The sequence below is a fragment of the Azospirillum sp. UENF 312511 genome (assembly GCF_058780635.1).
This window is the reverse complement of sequence record NZ_JBSNCG010000003.1, coordinates 629,191-642,464: the sequence shown is the minus strand read 5'-3', so window position 1 is coordinate 642,464 and position 13,274 is coordinate 629,191. Positions and strand designations below refer to the sequence as shown.

General features: G+C 68.8%; 14 protein-coding genes. 7 read left to right on the top strand and 7 right to left on the bottom strand.

The window, feature by feature from the left end; genetic code table 11:
- Nucleotides 1–11 precede the first annotated feature (11 nt).
- The 7 genes from ACWPN7_RS14380 (at nt 12) to ACWPN7_RS14350 (ending at nt 7,289) form a co-directional block, all read left to right on the top strand.
- Nucleotides 12–2,924 carry a formate dehydrogenase subunit alpha gene (locus ACWPN7_RS14380; RefSeq protein WP_492273334.1) on the top strand — a complete coding sequence of 971 codons (2,913 nt, stop codon included), beginning with the start codon at nt 12–14 and terminating at the stop codon, nt 2,922–2,924.
- Nucleotides 2,925–2,944: 20 nt separating this feature from the next.
- On the top strand, nt 2,945–3,541 hold the full coding sequence (gene fdh3B, locus ACWPN7_RS14375; RefSeq protein ID WP_038529096.1) for a formate dehydrogenase FDH3 subunit beta: 597 nt from the start codon (nt 2,945–2,947) through the stop codon (nt 3,539–3,541).
- Complete coding sequence (locus ACWPN7_RS14370) at nt 3,538–3,732, top strand: hypothetical protein (protein WP_456522592.1); 195 nt, start codon at nt 3,538–3,540, stop codon at nt 3,730–3,732. The genes fdh3B and ACWPN7_RS14370 overlap by 4 nt, the downstream gene beginning before the upstream one ends.
- Nucleotides 3,733–3,778: 46 nt before the next feature.
- Nucleotides 3,779–4,837 (top strand): formate dehydrogenase subunit gamma, encoded by a 1,059-nt coding sequence (locus tag ACWPN7_RS14365; protein WP_456522591.1) that lies wholly within the window; start codon nt 3,779–3,781, stop codon nt 4,835–4,837.
- 11 nt (nt 4,838–4,848) lie between these two features.
- The gene (locus ACWPN7_RS14360) at nt 4,849–5,226 is read left to right on the top strand and encodes a hypothetical protein (protein WP_456522590.1); all 378 of its coding nucleotides are present in this window, start codon (nt 4,849–4,851) and stop codon (nt 5,224–5,226) included.
- 115 nt (nt 5,227–5,341) lie between these two features.
- Nucleotides 5,342–6,346, top strand: a complete 1,005-nt coding sequence (locus ACWPN7_RS14355) for a WD40 repeat domain-containing protein (RefSeq protein ID WP_459196965.1) — start codon at nt 5,342–5,344, stop codon at nt 6,344–6,346.
- A 244-nt stretch (nt 6,347–6,590) separates the two neighbouring features.
- Nucleotides 6,591–7,289 (top strand): class II aldolase/adducin family protein, encoded by a 699-nt coding sequence (locus ACWPN7_RS14350; RefSeq protein ID WP_459196966.1) that lies wholly within the window; start codon nt 6,591–6,593, stop codon nt 7,287–7,289.
- A 2-nt stretch (nt 7,290–7,291) separates the two neighbouring features.
- Here ACWPN7_RS14350 and ACWPN7_RS14345 read toward each other — a convergent pair whose 3' ends face one another.
- The 7 genes from ACWPN7_RS14345 to ACWPN7_RS14315 form a co-directional block, all read right to left on the bottom strand.
- Complete coding sequence (locus ACWPN7_RS14345; protein ID WP_459196967.1) at nt 7,292–9,214, bottom strand: sensor histidine kinase; 1,923 nt, start codon at nt 9,212–9,214, stop codon at nt 7,292–7,294.
- A gap of 355 nt (nt 9,215–9,569) precedes the next feature.
- Nucleotides 9,570–10,373, bottom strand: coding sequence for a DODA-type extradiol aromatic ring-opening family dioxygenase (locus ACWPN7_RS14340; RefSeq protein WP_459196968.1), 804 nt, complete (start codon nt 10,371–10,373; stop codon nt 9,570–9,572).
- A gap of 112 nt (nt 10,374–10,485) precedes the next feature.
- Complete coding sequence (locus tag ACWPN7_RS14335; RefSeq protein ID WP_038529084.1) at nt 10,486–10,965, bottom strand: F0F1 ATP synthase subunit B family protein; 480 nt, start codon at nt 10,963–10,965, stop codon at nt 10,486–10,488.
- Nucleotides 10,962–11,612 carry a F0F1 ATP synthase subunit B family protein gene (locus ACWPN7_RS14330; protein ID WP_051140136.1) on the bottom strand — a complete coding sequence of 217 codons (651 nt, stop codon included), beginning with the start codon at nt 11,610–11,612 and terminating at the stop codon, nt 10,962–10,964. Before ACWPN7_RS14330 ends, ACWPN7_RS14335 begins: the two co-directional genes overlap by 4 nt.
- A gap of 87 nt (nt 11,613–11,699) precedes the next feature.
- Nucleotides 11,700–11,924 (bottom strand): ATP synthase subunit C family protein, encoded by a 225-nt coding sequence (locus tag ACWPN7_RS14325; RefSeq protein ID WP_014239727.1) that lies wholly within the window; start codon nt 11,922–11,924, stop codon nt 11,700–11,702.
- A 73-nt stretch (nt 11,925–11,997) separates the two neighbouring features.
- Entirely contained in the window at nt 11,998–12,741 is a 744-nt protein-coding gene (locus ACWPN7_RS14320) for a F0F1 ATP synthase subunit A (RefSeq protein ID WP_035672105.1), read from the bottom strand.
- Nucleotides 12,742–12,753: 12 nt separating this feature from the next.
- The gene (locus tag ACWPN7_RS14315) at nt 12,754–13,116 is read right to left on the bottom strand and encodes an AtpZ/AtpI family protein (protein WP_014239729.1); all 363 of its coding nucleotides are present in this window, start codon (nt 13,114–13,116) and stop codon (nt 12,754–12,756) included.
- Between the last annotated feature and the right edge of the window lie 158 nt (nt 13,117–13,274).

The following is a 13,274-nucleotide window of genomic DNA, read 5'->3' as shown; positions in this document are numbered from 1 at the left end:
GACCGCCGCACATGCTGACAAAGAAGAAGGCGGCTGCTTCCGGCGGCCGTTCGCTCGCCACGGCCAACGGCCGTTCGCTGTCGAAGATGGTTTCGGGCCTGACCGGTAACACCGTCGACCGTCGTTCGTTCCTCCGCACCTCGGGCATCGCCGCCGGTGGCGCCGCGATTGCCGCCACCATGCCCTTCGGCATGGTGAAGAAGGCCGAAGCGGTGACCGCCACCCCCGCCGCGGGCGCGCCGGTCAAGCTGGTCAAGAACGTCTGCACCCACTGCTCGGTCGGCTGCACGGTCACCGCCGAGGTGCAGAACGGCGTGTGGATCGGCCAGGAGCCGAGCTTCGACAGCCCGATCAACCTGGGCGCCCATTGCGCCAAGGGTGCCGCGGTGCGCGAGCACGCCCACGGCGACCGCCGCCTGCGCTACCCGATGAAGATGGTGGACGGCAAGTGGACCCGGATCTCCTGGGACCAGGCCATCCAGGAGGTCGGCGACAAGCTGCTGGCGATCCGCGAGAAGTCCGGCCCGGATTCGGTCTTCTGGCTCGGCTCGGCCAAGCACAGCAACGAACAGGCCTACCTGATCCGCAAGTTCGCCGCCTTCTGGGGCACGAACAACGTCGACCATCAGGCCCGCATCTGCCATTCCACCACCGTCGCCGGCGTGGCGAACGTGTGGGGCTACGGCGCCATGACGAACTCGTACAACGACATCCAGAAGTCGCGCGCGATGTTCTTCATCGGCTCCAACGCCGCGGAGGCCCACCCGGTCTCCATGCTTCACATCCTGAAGGGCAAGGAGCAGAACAACGCCCCGCTGATCGTCGCCGATCCGCGCTTCACCCGCACCGCGGCCAAGGCCGACGAGTACATCCGCTTCCGCCCCGGCACCGACGTCGGCCTGATCTGGGGCATCCTCTGGCACATCTTCGAGAATGGCTGGGAGGACAAGGAGTACATCGCCAAGCGCGTCTACGGCATGGACGAGATCCGCGCCGAGGTCGCCAAGTGGACTCCGGAAGAGGTCGAGAAGGTCACCGGCGTTCCGGGCTCGCAGCTGAAGCGCGTCGCCCGCACGCTGGCCTCCAACCGTCCGGGCACGCTCGTCTGGTGCATGGGCGGCACGCAGCACCACATCGGCAACAACAACACCCGCGCCTACTGCGTGCTCCAGCTGGCGCTGGGCAATGTCGGCGTGACGGGCGGCGGCACCAACATCTTCCGCGGCCACGACAACGTGCAGGGCGCCACCGACTTCGGCGTCACCTCGGACTCGCTGCCCGGCTACTACGGTCTGGCGGAGGGTGCGTGGCGCCACTGGGCGCGCGTCTGGGACGTCTCCTATGACGAGGTCCTGGCCCGCTTCAAGGACAAGAAGCTGATGGAGGCCACCGGCATCCCGGTGTCCCGCTGGTTCGACGGCGTCCTGGAAGCCAAGGAGAACATGGACCAGCCCGAGAGCATCAAGGGCATGGTCTTCTGGGGTCACGCGCCGAACAGCCAAGTCCGCCTTCCGGACATGAAGAAGGCGATGGAGAAGCTGGAGCTGCTGGTCGTCGTCGATCCGTTCCCGACGATGACCGCCGTCCTGTCCGACCGCAAGGACAACTTCTACCTGCTGCCCGCCGCCACCCAGTTCGAGACCGTCGGGTCGCGCACCGCCTCCAACCGTTCCGTCCAGTGGTGCGACAAGATCATGGAGCCGCTCTTCGAGGCGAAGACGGACCATGAGATCATGTACCTGTTCGCCAAGAAGTTCGGTTTCGCCGAGCCGATGTTCAAGAACATCAAGCTCCATGGCAACGAGCCGGACATCGAGGACACGACGCGGGAGTGGAACCGCGGCATGTGGTCGGTCGGCTACACCGGCCAGTCGCCGGAGCGGCTGAAGCTGCACATGCAGCATCAGGCGACCTTCGACAAGACCACGCTGCGCGCCAACGGCGGCCCGTGCGACGGCGACTATTACGGCCTGCCGTGGCCCTGTTGGGGCACGCCGGAGATGAAGCATCCGGGCACCGCCAACCTCTACGACACCTCCCTGCCGGTCGCCGAGGGCGGCGGCGCCTTCCGCGCGCGCTTCGGCGTCGAGCGCAACGGCGTGACGCTGCTGGCCGAGGGCTCCTACCCGGTCGGGTCGGAGATCAAGGACGGCTACCCGGAAGTCACCTATGCCATGCTCGACAAGCTGGGCTGGACCGGGGACCTGACCGAGGCCGAGATGGCGGTCATCCGGAAGATCGGCGGCGAGAAGATCGGCGCCGTGTCCTGGACCACCGACCTGTCGGGCGGCATCCAGCGCGTGGCGATCAAGCACGGCCTGAACCCGCCGGGCAACGCCAAGGCCCGCTGCGTCGCCTGGAACTTCCCGGACCCGGTGCCGGTGCACCGTGAGCCGCTCTACACGCCGCGCCGCGATCTGGTCGCCAGCTACCCGACCTACAAGGACACCAAGTCCTGGCGCCTGCCGACGCTCTACAAGTCGATCCAGGACCGCGACGTGTCGAAGGAGTACCCGATCATCCTCACCTCCGGCCGTCTGGTCGAGTATGAGGGCGGCGGCGACGAGACCCGGTCGAACCCCTGGCTGGCCGAGCTGCAGCAGGACATGTTCGTCGAGATCAACCCGTTCGATGCCAACAACGCCGGCATCAAGGACGGCCAGATGGTCTGGGTCGAGGGTGCGGAGCAGGGCAAGGTGAAGGTCAAGGCCATGCTGACCGAACGTGTCGGCCGCGGCGTCGCCTTCATGCCCTTCCACTTCGGTGGCCATTATCAGGGCCAGGATCTGCGCGCCAAGTACCCGCAGGGCGCCGACCCGATCGTGCTGGGCGAGGCGGCGAACACCGCCACGACCTACGGCTACAACTCGGTCACGCAGATGCAGGAAACCAAGACCACCCTCTGCCGGATCTCGGCGGCCTGAGACGCTAGGAGTTCATCACCATGGCCCGCATGAAATTCCTCTGCGACGCGGACCGCTGCATCGAATGCAACGCCTGCGTCACCGCCTGCAAGAACGAGCACGAGGTGCCCTGGGGCATCAACCGCCGCCGCGTCGTCACCATCAACGACGGCAAGCCGGGTGAGCGGTCGATCTCGGTCGCCTGCATGCATTGCTCCGACGCGCCCTGCAAGGCCGTCTGCCCGGTCGACTGCTTCTACCAGACCGAGCAGGGCGTGGTCCTGCACAACAAGGACCTGTGCATCGGCTGCGGCTACTGCTTCTACGCCTGCCCGTTCGGGGCCCCGCAGTACCCGCAGGCCGGCAACTTCGGCACCCGCGGCAAGATGGACAAGTGCACCTTCTGCGCCGGCGGCCCGGAGGCCGACAACACGGACGCGGAGTACAGGAAGTACGGCCGCAACCGTCTGGCCGAAGGCAAGCTGCCGCTCTGTGCCGAGATGTGCTCGACCAAGGCCCTCCTGGCCGGCGACGGCGACAAGGTGTCGGACATCTACCGCGAGCGCGTGGTCGCCCGCGGCTTCGGGTCCGGCGCCTGGGGCTGGGGCACCGCCTATCAGATGAAGGCGGGGTCGTGACCGTGATTCGCCGCACCGTCTGTGCGATGGCGCTCCTTCTCGTCACCCCGCTTCTGGCGGGGTGCAACGAGGAGGAGCAGGCGCGCCCGATCCATATGGAGAAGGGCGTCTACCGCGGCGCCGCGGACACGCATCTGTCCGCGGATCAGGTCCAGGCGCTCCAGCAGCGCTCGGCCGGCCAGCGTTTTTGAGAGGGCGTTTCCGATGGGCGCTGTTCTCAAGGGAAGGGCTGACGCAATGACGTCGAATCATTCCAAGGGCGGGGTCGGCAGGACACTGCACATCGTCCTGCTGGGCGTCGCCATGCTGGCGCTGACGCTGGTCATGGCCAACGTATCGGCCGCGTCGGCGGCCGAGGCGTTCCCGCCGGTCGCCAGCCAGCCGGCCGACGGCACCTCCAAGACCGACATGTGGCGCGGCATCCGCTCCGGCGAGCAGGGCTATGTCTCCATCCCCAACAAGAGCGCCGGCGTGCTGGTGCAGTCGGAGGGGGAGCTGTGGCGGTCGGTCCGCAACGGCCCGCTGTCCACCTACGGCGGCTGGGCGCTGGGCGGCATGATCGGGCTGCTCGTCCTGTTCTTCCTGGTGCGCGGGCGCATCCGGATCGATGGCCAGAAGACCGGCCGGACCATCCAGCGCTTCAACGCTTTCGAGCGGGGCGTGCACTGGCTGACCGCCGGCAGCTTCGTCATCCTGGCCTTCACTGGGCTGAACGTGCTGTACGGGCGCTACACCGTCCTGCCGCTGCTGGGGCCGGAGGCGTTCGCCACGATGACCCAGTACGGCAAGTTCGCCCACAACTACCTGGGCTTCGCCTTCATGCTGGGCATCCTCCTCATCTTCGTGATGTGGGTGAAGCACAACATCCCGGAGCGCAATGACATCACCTGGGCGCTGAAGGCCGGCGGCCTGTTCAGCAAGGGCGTGCATCCGGCGGCGAAGAAGTTCAACGCCGGCCAGAAGGTGATCTTCTGGGCGACGGTGCTGGGCGGCGCGGCGCTGGGCTTCACGGGCGTGCAGCTGCTCTGGCCCTTCTCCTTTGCCTCGATGGCCGACATGCAGCTCTACCAGCTGATCCACGCCGCGGTGGCGGTGGTGCTGACCGCGGTCATCATCGCGCACATCTACATCGGCTCGGTCGGCATGGAAGGCGCCTTCGACGCCATGGGCACGGGCGACGTCGAACTCCAGTGGGCGCGCGAGCACCATTCGCTGTGGGTTCAGGAGGTCACGGGTGAGACCCCCGGCCGTCATGGGGGCCATCACCACGGCCGCCACCGCGCGCCCGCCGAGTGAGGATCCCATCCATGCGTTCTTTCCTGATCGGCCTGCTGCTGGCCGGGGCGCTCGCCGCTCCGGCCGCCGCCCAGACCTCTCCGGCGGCCAAGCCGGCGGACGAGGTGAAGCGGATCGTCGAGCAGACCTACAACGTGCAGGTTCTGCGCGTGACCGAGGCGGCGCTGGGGGACGGCACCGCCGTCTACAAGGTCGCCGCCATGATGCCGGGGACCGCCGGCAACGCCGCCTTCATGGTCAACACCCTGACCGTCGATGCGGCGACCGGTCTCGCGCTTCCGCCCTTCCGCCACCACGCGGCGGGCTACAGCCTGCCCCAGGGCGGCAGCTACGAGCCGAACCGGACCTCCAACAACCCCGCGGTCGCCCGCGGGCATACATGGCGCTGAAATAGCCGGGCGCTGAGAAAACCGGGCACCAAGAACGTCCGGCGCTGATACCTGTTACCCCTGACCGGCGGCTGAGAGGCCGCCGGTCTTTTCCTTTTCGGGAGGTGGTTCGGGCATGGGGAAAGGGCGTCATCCGGGGAACCCGCCGTGCCACACCCGCCGCCGGCTGCTCGCGCTGGCCGCGGCTGCACCCGTCCTGACCGCTCCCCTGCTGTCCCGAGCCGCCGACCTCATCGGCCATGGCGCCATGGTGAACGCCGTCGCCGTGTCACCCGACGGCGCCCGCGTCCTGACCGGAAGCTGGGACTATTCGGCCATCCTTTGGGACCTCGCCTCCGGTTCCCAACTCGCCTCCTTCCACGAGCACGCCGCCGGCGTGACCGCCGTGGCCTTTCAGCCGGACGGCAAGCGCGCCCTGACCGGCAGCCGCGACGCCGCCATCATCCTCTGGGACCTGGAGAGCGGACGCCCACTGCGCCGTTTCGAAGGCCACACCGGCACCGTCGCCGGTCTGGCGGTGGCGCCGGACGGCCGAAGCTTCGCCTCCGCGGGCTGGGACTTCGCCATCCGGGTCTGGGACCCGGAGAGCGGCGCCGCGCTGCGGGTGCTGGAAGGGCATGGCGCCAATGTGAACGCCGTGGCCTACACCCCGGACGGTGGGCGGCTGGTCTCCGCCGGCTATGACTTCCAGATCCGCGTCTGGGACGCCGCGACTGGGCGGGAGAAAGCCGTTTTGGAAGGGCATGAGGGCAGCGTCAACGGTCTAGCCCTGTCCCCCGACGGGCGGCTGGCCGCCACGGCGTCCAGCGACGAGACGGTGCGGCTGTGGGACCTGGAGGGTGGCACGCTCCTGCGCACGCTCTATGGGCACACGGGATTCGTCACCTCCGTCGCCGTCTCGCCCGATGGTAGGACCCTCCTGTCCGGCGGAGGCGGCGATCGGCGCGTCCGGCTGTGGGACGCCGCCACCGGGCGACAGCTCGCGTCCTTCCGCGGCCATGAGAAGCCGGTCCTGGCGGTCGCCTTCACCCCGGACGGGCAGGGCGCCCTGTCCGCCGGCTACGACGCGGTGGTCCGCCATTGGGACCTGACGAGCAAGGCCGACGCCGACCGTCCCTGAGGCCTTGCGGCTGGCATGATTAGCCCTCTCCCCTCCGGGGAGAGGGTGGCCCAGAGGGCCGGTGAGGGGGTTGCGCTTGTGCCGAACGTGGCGCCACGCGCAAACCCCCTCACCCTGACCCTCTCCCCGGAGGGGAGAGGGGAATTGGAACATGCCTCAGTTCGGCCTCCGACCGTTCTTGACAGGCACTGTTCACCCATGGCCCGTTCGGTACTCCGTCGTCCCAGAATCGAGACCGCCGCCCATGACCAGCCTGTCCCACCCGGTGCAGCGCCGCGCCATCATCGACACCTGCCTCGCCATGAACGGGGCGGGCGTCAACCAGGGCGCCTCGGGCAACCTGTCCGTCCGGGTGGAGGGCGGCTTTCTCATCACACCGAGCAGCCTGCCTTACGACGAGACGGCGCCCGAGGACATCGTGGAGATGGGCTTCGACGGGACCTATGTGGGACGGCGGCGGCCCTCGTCGGAATGGCGCTTTCACCGCGACATCCTGAAGGCGCGGCCCGACGTGGATGTGGTGCTGCACGCCCATTCGACCTTCGCGACGGCGCTGGCCGTCCATGGCCGGGGCATCCCCAGCTTCCATTACATGGTGGCGCTGGCCGGCGGCGATTCGATCCGCTGCGCGCCCTACGCCACCTTCGGGACGCAGGAGCTGTCCGACCACGCCGTCGCGGCGCTGGAGGGGCGGCTGGCCTGCCTGCTGGCCAACCACGGCATGATCGTGCTCGGCAAGACGCTGAAGGGGGCGCTGGGCCTGGCGGTGGAGGTGGAGGCGCTGGCCCGCCAGTATCTCCATGCCCATCTGCTGGGCGAGCCGGTCATCCTGCCGCCCGAGGAGATCGCGCTCGTCGCCGAGAAGATGCGCCGCATGAAGTATGGCCTGCCGCCCGACGAGGGGGCCGGGCCGGAGGACACCGCCCGCCCCCGCGAGGCCTGACGTTAAGAGGCCAGCTGGGCGACGGGGCGCAGGGGGGCGACGGTAACCAGCGGACGCTTGGCAGCCCCGGCGGTGCCGACCTGGAGCGGGCGTTCCTCCGCCGGGGGCTGGTAGTAGGCGGGCAGGGCCACCGTGACGCGGGTGCCCTGACCGGGCTCGCTCGCCACCTCGATGTCGCCGCCGAGCATGGCGGCGTAATGGCCGACCAGAGTCAGGCCGAGCCCGGCACCGCGTCGCTTGGCGCCGCTGCCGCCCTGGACGAAGGGCTGGAACAGACGGGCGGTCTGGCTGGTGGCGAAACCGCTGCCGCTGTCGGTCACGGTGAAGCGCAGCCAGGGCTCGCCATCACGCTCGACCCGCTCGGCGGCCAGCCGGACGGCGCCGCCCTGGGTGAACTTGCAAGCGTTGTCGAGCAGGTTCAGAAGCGCCTGCCGGACCTTGCCGAAATCCGAATACATCTGGCCGAGCGCCGCGGCCTCCGCCTGGAGCGTCACCTCGTTGCCGTTGAGGTCGGCGGCGGGCAGCGTGCGCTCCCGCGCCTCGATCAGCAGCCGGTGCACGTCGAAATCCTGAAGCACGACGTCCATGTTGCCGGCCTCGATGCGGGCGTAGTCGAGAATCGCGTCGACCAGGGTGAGCATCTGCTCGCCGGTCCACTGGATCTGCTCGATGTCGGTCGCCAGTTCCCCGGCGCCCAGCCGGTGCAGCTCGCCCATCAGCGACTGGCTGGAGGCGACGATCTCGTTGAGCGGGGCGTGAAGCTCCTGCCCGATGTTGACCAGGAAATGGGTCTTCGCCTCGTTGGCGGCGTCGGCGCGCTCCTTGTCGCGCAGCAGCTGGCCGTGCCGGTCGGCGGCCTCCTGGCGCTGGCGCTCCATCTCCGCGGTGTTGTCGCGCAGGACGCGGACGGCGCGGGCCATGGCGGCCACCTCGTCCGCCCCCTCGTCCGGCGGCAGGGCGATGTCGGTCCGTCCGGCGGCGAGCGAGGTCACGGCGGCGGCCATGCCGGCGACCGGGCGGGCGACCCGGCGGTTGACGAACCAGACCATCGCCAGCCCCGCCAGCGTCACCCCCAGCGCCGCCCACAGGGCGATGCGCAGCGTGCGCCAGGACTGGTCGGCCAGACCGCCGCGCAGCTCCGCCGCCACGGCGTCGTTGCGCTGGCGGATGTCCGCCGCGTGGGCGGCGACGGCGGCGGCGTTGGGCGTCAGTCGCTCGGCGCGCAGCCCGTCCTCGTCGGCCAGGGAGGCCTCGATGCTGTCCAGCACCCCGTCGATACCGGCCAGAGCCGCCTCCACCTCGTCGATGGTCTGGCGGGTGCCGGGAACCCAGAGATAGCGGTTCATCTCCGCAAGCTTGGCGCGGGCGTTGCCCAGTTCGGCGCGCATGCGCAGCGAGTCGCGGTCGTCGCGCCGCGCCACGTAGCGGCCGAGATGGTCCTGCATCATCAGGATGGCGACGGTCGCGTCGCCGGCCAGCGCCGCCGAATCGACGCCGCCCGCGTCCTTCAGCCGGCCCAGCCCGGCGCGGATCTGGGAAATCTGCGGCTCCAGCACCGACTCGGTCAGCCGGGCGCGCTCGCCGCGCAGGGCGACCAGAGCCTCGAAGCCGTTCCAATAGGCGTCCAGCGCCGTGCGCGCGCCCTCCACCGAGCGGCGGTCGGCACCGTCCTGAACCATACCGGCCAGGGCGGTCAGCCGCTCCAGCAGGCCGTCGCGGCGTAGCCCGGCGTCGAGCAGGCTCTGCTGGTCGCCCTCGGCTAGATGGTCGCGGACGGAGACCTCCAGGTCGCGCAGCCCGATGTCCAGGTCGGCAGCGGTCTGGGAAGCGTCGGCGTAGCCGGAGAAGGTGCCGACCTCGCGGCTGACCCCGTAGAGCGAGGCCACACCGATCAGCGCCAGCAGAAGGACCAGAGCCAGGACCACGCCGAAGCCCAGCCCGACGCGCGCGGCGAGCGTCAGCTCGTCCAGGTGGCGCAGGAGGCCGACCCCCGGAAGGGAGCGCGCGAGGCGGGCCGGGGCATCGGGGGGAGGGGGCGTCGCCGGACCGGGGCAGGGTTCCGTTCCGCGTCACGCCACGTCCCGTACGCGCTGTCGTTCGTAAGCCACGAGATCCGGCCGAAGGTTGCGGGCGGGAAAAGCCCGACGTTGTCAGAAACCCCTCCGTGTGCACGGACGGGTGGCGCGGATTGTAGCTTGGCGCGGCAACGGCGCAAACAGACAAGTGCGTAAGGTTCAGCCCCCTTTAAACATCTCCCCTTTGAACATCTCTGGCTTCGTCTCAGACCGTGCCGTGGAAGGCGTAGGCTTGCATGCCGATGCTGCCATGCTCGAACCCGGTGTGGAGCCGCTCCGTCCGCACCGCGCTCCCGGCGGCGCCGAAGGCCACGGGCAGGGGCAGGAAATGCTCGTCGGTGGGGTGCGCCGCCTTGGCCTGCGGGCAGAGCGTCTTCCAGCCTGCCAGCGACGCCTCGTCTCCCGCCGTCAGCACCCCGTCGAGCCAGCCGGCGAAGTCCTCCGCCCAGCCGGCCACGTCGCGCTCGCCGAAGCGGAAATCGCCGAGATTGTGGACGGCGCCGCCGCTGCCCAGGATCAGCACGCCCTCTTTCCGCAGGGGCGCCAGGGCGCGGCCCAGCGCGATGTGGTCGGCGGCGGTCGCGCCAGGCTGGACGGAGAGCTGGGCGACCGGGATGTCGGCCTCCGGGTACATCAGCATCAGCGGCACCCAGGCACCGTGGTCGAGCCCCTGGCTGGGGTCCACCGCGGCGCCGGTCAGCGCCCGCACGCGGTCGGCCAGCGCCGGGGCACCGGGGGCCGCGTAGCGCATCGCGTAGAGGGCGCGGGGGAAGCCGTAGAAGTCGTGGATGGTGTCCGGTCGAGCCGTCCCGCTGATCGCCGGGGTCGGGGTTGTCCAGTGGGCCGACACCGCGATCACCGCGCTCGGGCGGCCCAGCCGCGTGCCCAGACCGGCCAGGAAATGGCGGCCCGGCGAATCCTCGATGATGAGGGTGGGGGCGCCGTGCGAGACGAAGACGCTGGGGAAGGCGGAAGAGGGCAGGGCGGTGGCCGGCTGGATCGTGGTCATGGAATGGGCTCCGGGTTGCCAGACCATTCCACCAAAGAAAAACCCCGGCGCCTAGGCCGGGGTTTTTCGAAAGACCGTTGCCGGTTCCGCAACGATGCGCCGGGATCGGCGATCAGTGCAGGTGCTTCGGCAGCTCGGCGATCGACTGTTCGATCAGCTTGTCCGCCTGGGCCGGCTGGATGCCGGTTTCCAGGATGCGGCGGCTGGCGTCCATGGCGATGTCGACGGTCAGGTTGCGGACCTCGGCCAGCGCCCCGGCTTCCGCCTGGGCGATGCGGTCCATGGCCTGGGCCTCGCGGCGCTTCAGCGACGCTTCGAGATCGGCGCCGGCCTGCGAGCGGAGGCGGTCGGCCTCCTCGCGGGCGTGGGCGATGATGGCCTCGGCCTCCTTCAGCGCGTCGCGCTGACGGCGCTGGTAGTTGGCGAGCAGCGCCTGGGCGTCTTCACGCAGGCGCTGGGCCTCGTCCAGCTCCGCCCGGATCTTCTCGGCGCGGGCGTCGAGAAGGCCGGTGATCGCGCCGGACGCCTTCTTCCACACCAGGGCGGCGAAGATGATGAAGGCGATGGCGACCCACATTTCAGGCGTGTTCATGACCGGCGCTCCTCGATCACGGCGGCGACCGCCGCATCGGCCTGGGCCGCGTCGACGTTCAGCCCGGCCAGACGGCCGGCGACGTCACGGGCGATGTCGGCGGAGATGGAGCGGACATTGGCGATCGCCTGCTCCTTGGCCGCGGCGATGTTCGCCTCGGCGCTGCGCAGACGCTCGGCGTTCTCGGCGTTCAACTGGGCCTGACGGGCGTGGTTGTTCGCGTCGATCTCGGCAGCCACCTGGGCGATCAGGGCCTGGGCTTCGGAACGGGCCCCGGCGAGGGACTGATCGACCTGGGCCATGGCGGCCTCGGCCTCTTCCTTGAGCGAAGCGGCCTTGCTCAGGTCGCGCGAAATGCGCTCCTGGCGCTCCTCCAGAACCTCGGCCACGCGCGGCAGCGCTTTCTTGGACAGGAGGTAGTAGAGGGTGATGAAGGTCAGCGCCAGCCAGAAGATCTGGGTGGGGAAGGTGGCGGGATTGAGCTGCGGCAGGCCGCCGGCGGCGTGCTCGCCGCCATGGGCGGCTTCCGGCGCGTGCTCCGCCGTCGCCGCCAGGACGTTACCGGCAAGCACGGTCAGAGTGGCGAGCGAGGCGCCCGCAGCACCCGACCAGCGGACCAGCCGTCGCTTGGCCAACAGGTTCGGCATGGATCGGTCCCCCTAGGCAAGAATGCGGCGCCGAAACTTCGAGAGCCCGGCGCCGCGTCAGAGCGAAATTGAAAGTTCGCTCGGGCCTTAGGCGAACAGGATCAGGAAGGCGATCAGCAGGGCGAACAGCGCGACGGCTTCCGTCAGCGCGAAGCCCAGAATGCCGATCGGGAAGACCTTCGGCTGGACGGCCGGGTTGCGGGCGATCGAACCGATCAGGGTCGAGAAGATGTTGCCGATACCCAGGCCGACGCCGGCGAGGGCGATAACGGCCAGACCGGCACCGACGTACTTGGCGGCTTCAGCTTCCATGGTACTCATTCCTCTAGGTAAGGGTGAACTGTGGTGGAAAAGGTAACGAGGTGATCCGGGTCGGCGCTGGTGCTCAGTGCAGTTCCAGCGCGTCGCGGATGTACAGGCAGGTCAGGATCGAGAAGACGTAGGCTTGCAGGAACGCGACCAGGAACTCGAAGCCGGTCAGCGCGATGTTGATGGCCAGCGGGACGAGGCCGGCGAGGAAGCCGACGGCACCCAGGCCGCTGATCATCATAACCGTGAAGCCCGCGAACACCTTCAGCATGGTGTGACCGGCCATCATGTTGGCGAACAGTCGGATCGACAGGCTGACGGGGCGCATCAGGTAGGAGATCACCTCGATCGGGATGAGGATCGGGGCGAGCGCCAGCGGCGCGCCGTGCGGCATGAAGAAGCTGAAGAAATGCAGGCCGTGCTTCATCAGGGCCAGGACGGTCACGAACACGAACACCGTCGCCGCCAGCGTGAAGGTCACGATGATGTGGCTGGTGAAGGTGAAGGTGAACGGGATCATGCCGACGAGGTTGCCGAACAGCACGAACATGAAGATCGCGAAGACGAATGGGAAGTACGGGCGGGCGTCGTGCCCGGCGTTGTCCCGAACCATGTTCGCGACGAATTCGTAGAAGATCTCGGCCAGGGACTGCAGGCGGCCCGGAACCAGGGCGCGGCCAGACATGCCGAAGACGAGCAGCGCGTAGATCAACGCGACCGCCACGACCATGAAGAAGGCCGAGTTCGTGAAGGACACGTCATACCCGGCGATCACGATCTGGAGGATCGGGTTGATCTGGAACTGGTGCAGCGGATCCAAGGTCGTCCTCGCTCAGTGTGCGTCGCCGTTGGGGCGCTCGTTGTCATCCTCACGGGCCCGGCGGTAGCCGGGGGCTAATCCGAGCCCGGTGATGGCCCGGTAGACATTCAGAATTCCGGCCGCCGCGCCGAGGAAGAACATGACGATCAATCCCCAGGGCGCCGTTCCGAGCCAGCGGTCGAGCAGAAGCCCGCCACCGACGCCAACGATCATGGCAGCGACCAGCTCGGTCCCGATTCGAAAGGCGATGCCGAGAGGACTCTGCGGCAGCCGGTGATATTTCCCCGGACCGCTCTGCGATTCCTTCCCTTCACGCGCCTTCTTCAGTCGGGCGTCAAGCTCTGCCAGAGACGGCGGGGGCTTTTCGTCGCTCATGTCGCTTCGTTGTCCCCGTTGTCTCGCAGCCACGCGAAAGCGGCGAGACCATACGGACAGGGCACAACCCTGTCAAGTCGCAAAACCCTTAATACAAGTGCTTGAAAACCCAACAAAACCGCGCCGAAACCTTGGTATTACCGGGTCAAGAGGCGCGG

Coding starts and splice junctions, on each gene's coding strand:
- ACWPN7_RS14360 (WP_456522590.1), top strand. CDS start 4,849: ATGCGTTCTTTCCTGATCGGCCTGCTGCTGGCCGGGGCGCTCGCCGCT.
- ACWPN7_RS14365 (WP_456522591.1), top strand. CDS start 3,779: ATGACGTCGAATCATTCCAAGGGCGGGGTCGGCAGGACACTGCACATC.
- ACWPN7_RS14350 (WP_459196966.1), top strand. CDS start 6,591: ATGACCAGCCTGTCCCACCCGGTGCAGCGCCGCGCCATCATCGACACC.
- fdh3B (WP_038529096.1), top strand. CDS start 2,945: ATGGCCCGCATGAAATTCCTCTGCGACGCGGACCGCTGCATCGAATGC.
- ACWPN7_RS14335 (WP_038529084.1), bottom strand. CDS start 10,965: ATGAACACGCCTGAAATGTGGGTCGCCATCGCCTTCATCATCTTCGCC.
- ACWPN7_RS14325 (WP_014239727.1), bottom strand. CDS start 11,924: ATGGAAGCTGAAGCCGCCAAGTACGTCGGTGCCGGTCTGGCCGTTATC.
- ACWPN7_RS14340 (WP_459196968.1), bottom strand. CDS start 10,373: ATGACCACGATCCAGCCGGCCACCGCCCTGCCCTCTTCCGCCTTCCCC.
- ACWPN7_RS14315 (WP_014239729.1), bottom strand. CDS start 13,116: ATGAGCGACGAAAAGCCCCCGCCGTCTCTGGCAGAGCTTGACGCCCGA.
- ACWPN7_RS14330 (WP_051140136.1), bottom strand. CDS start 11,612: ATGCCGAACCTGTTGGCCAAGCGACGGCTGGTCCGCTGGTCGGGTGCT.
- ACWPN7_RS14355 (WP_459196965.1), top strand. CDS start 5,342: ATGGGGAAAGGGCGTCATCCGGGGAACCCGCCGTGCCACACCCGCCGC.
- ACWPN7_RS14380 (WP_492273334.1), top strand. CDS start 12: ATGCTGACAAAGAAGAAGGCGGCTGCTTCCGGCGGCCGTTCGCTCGCC.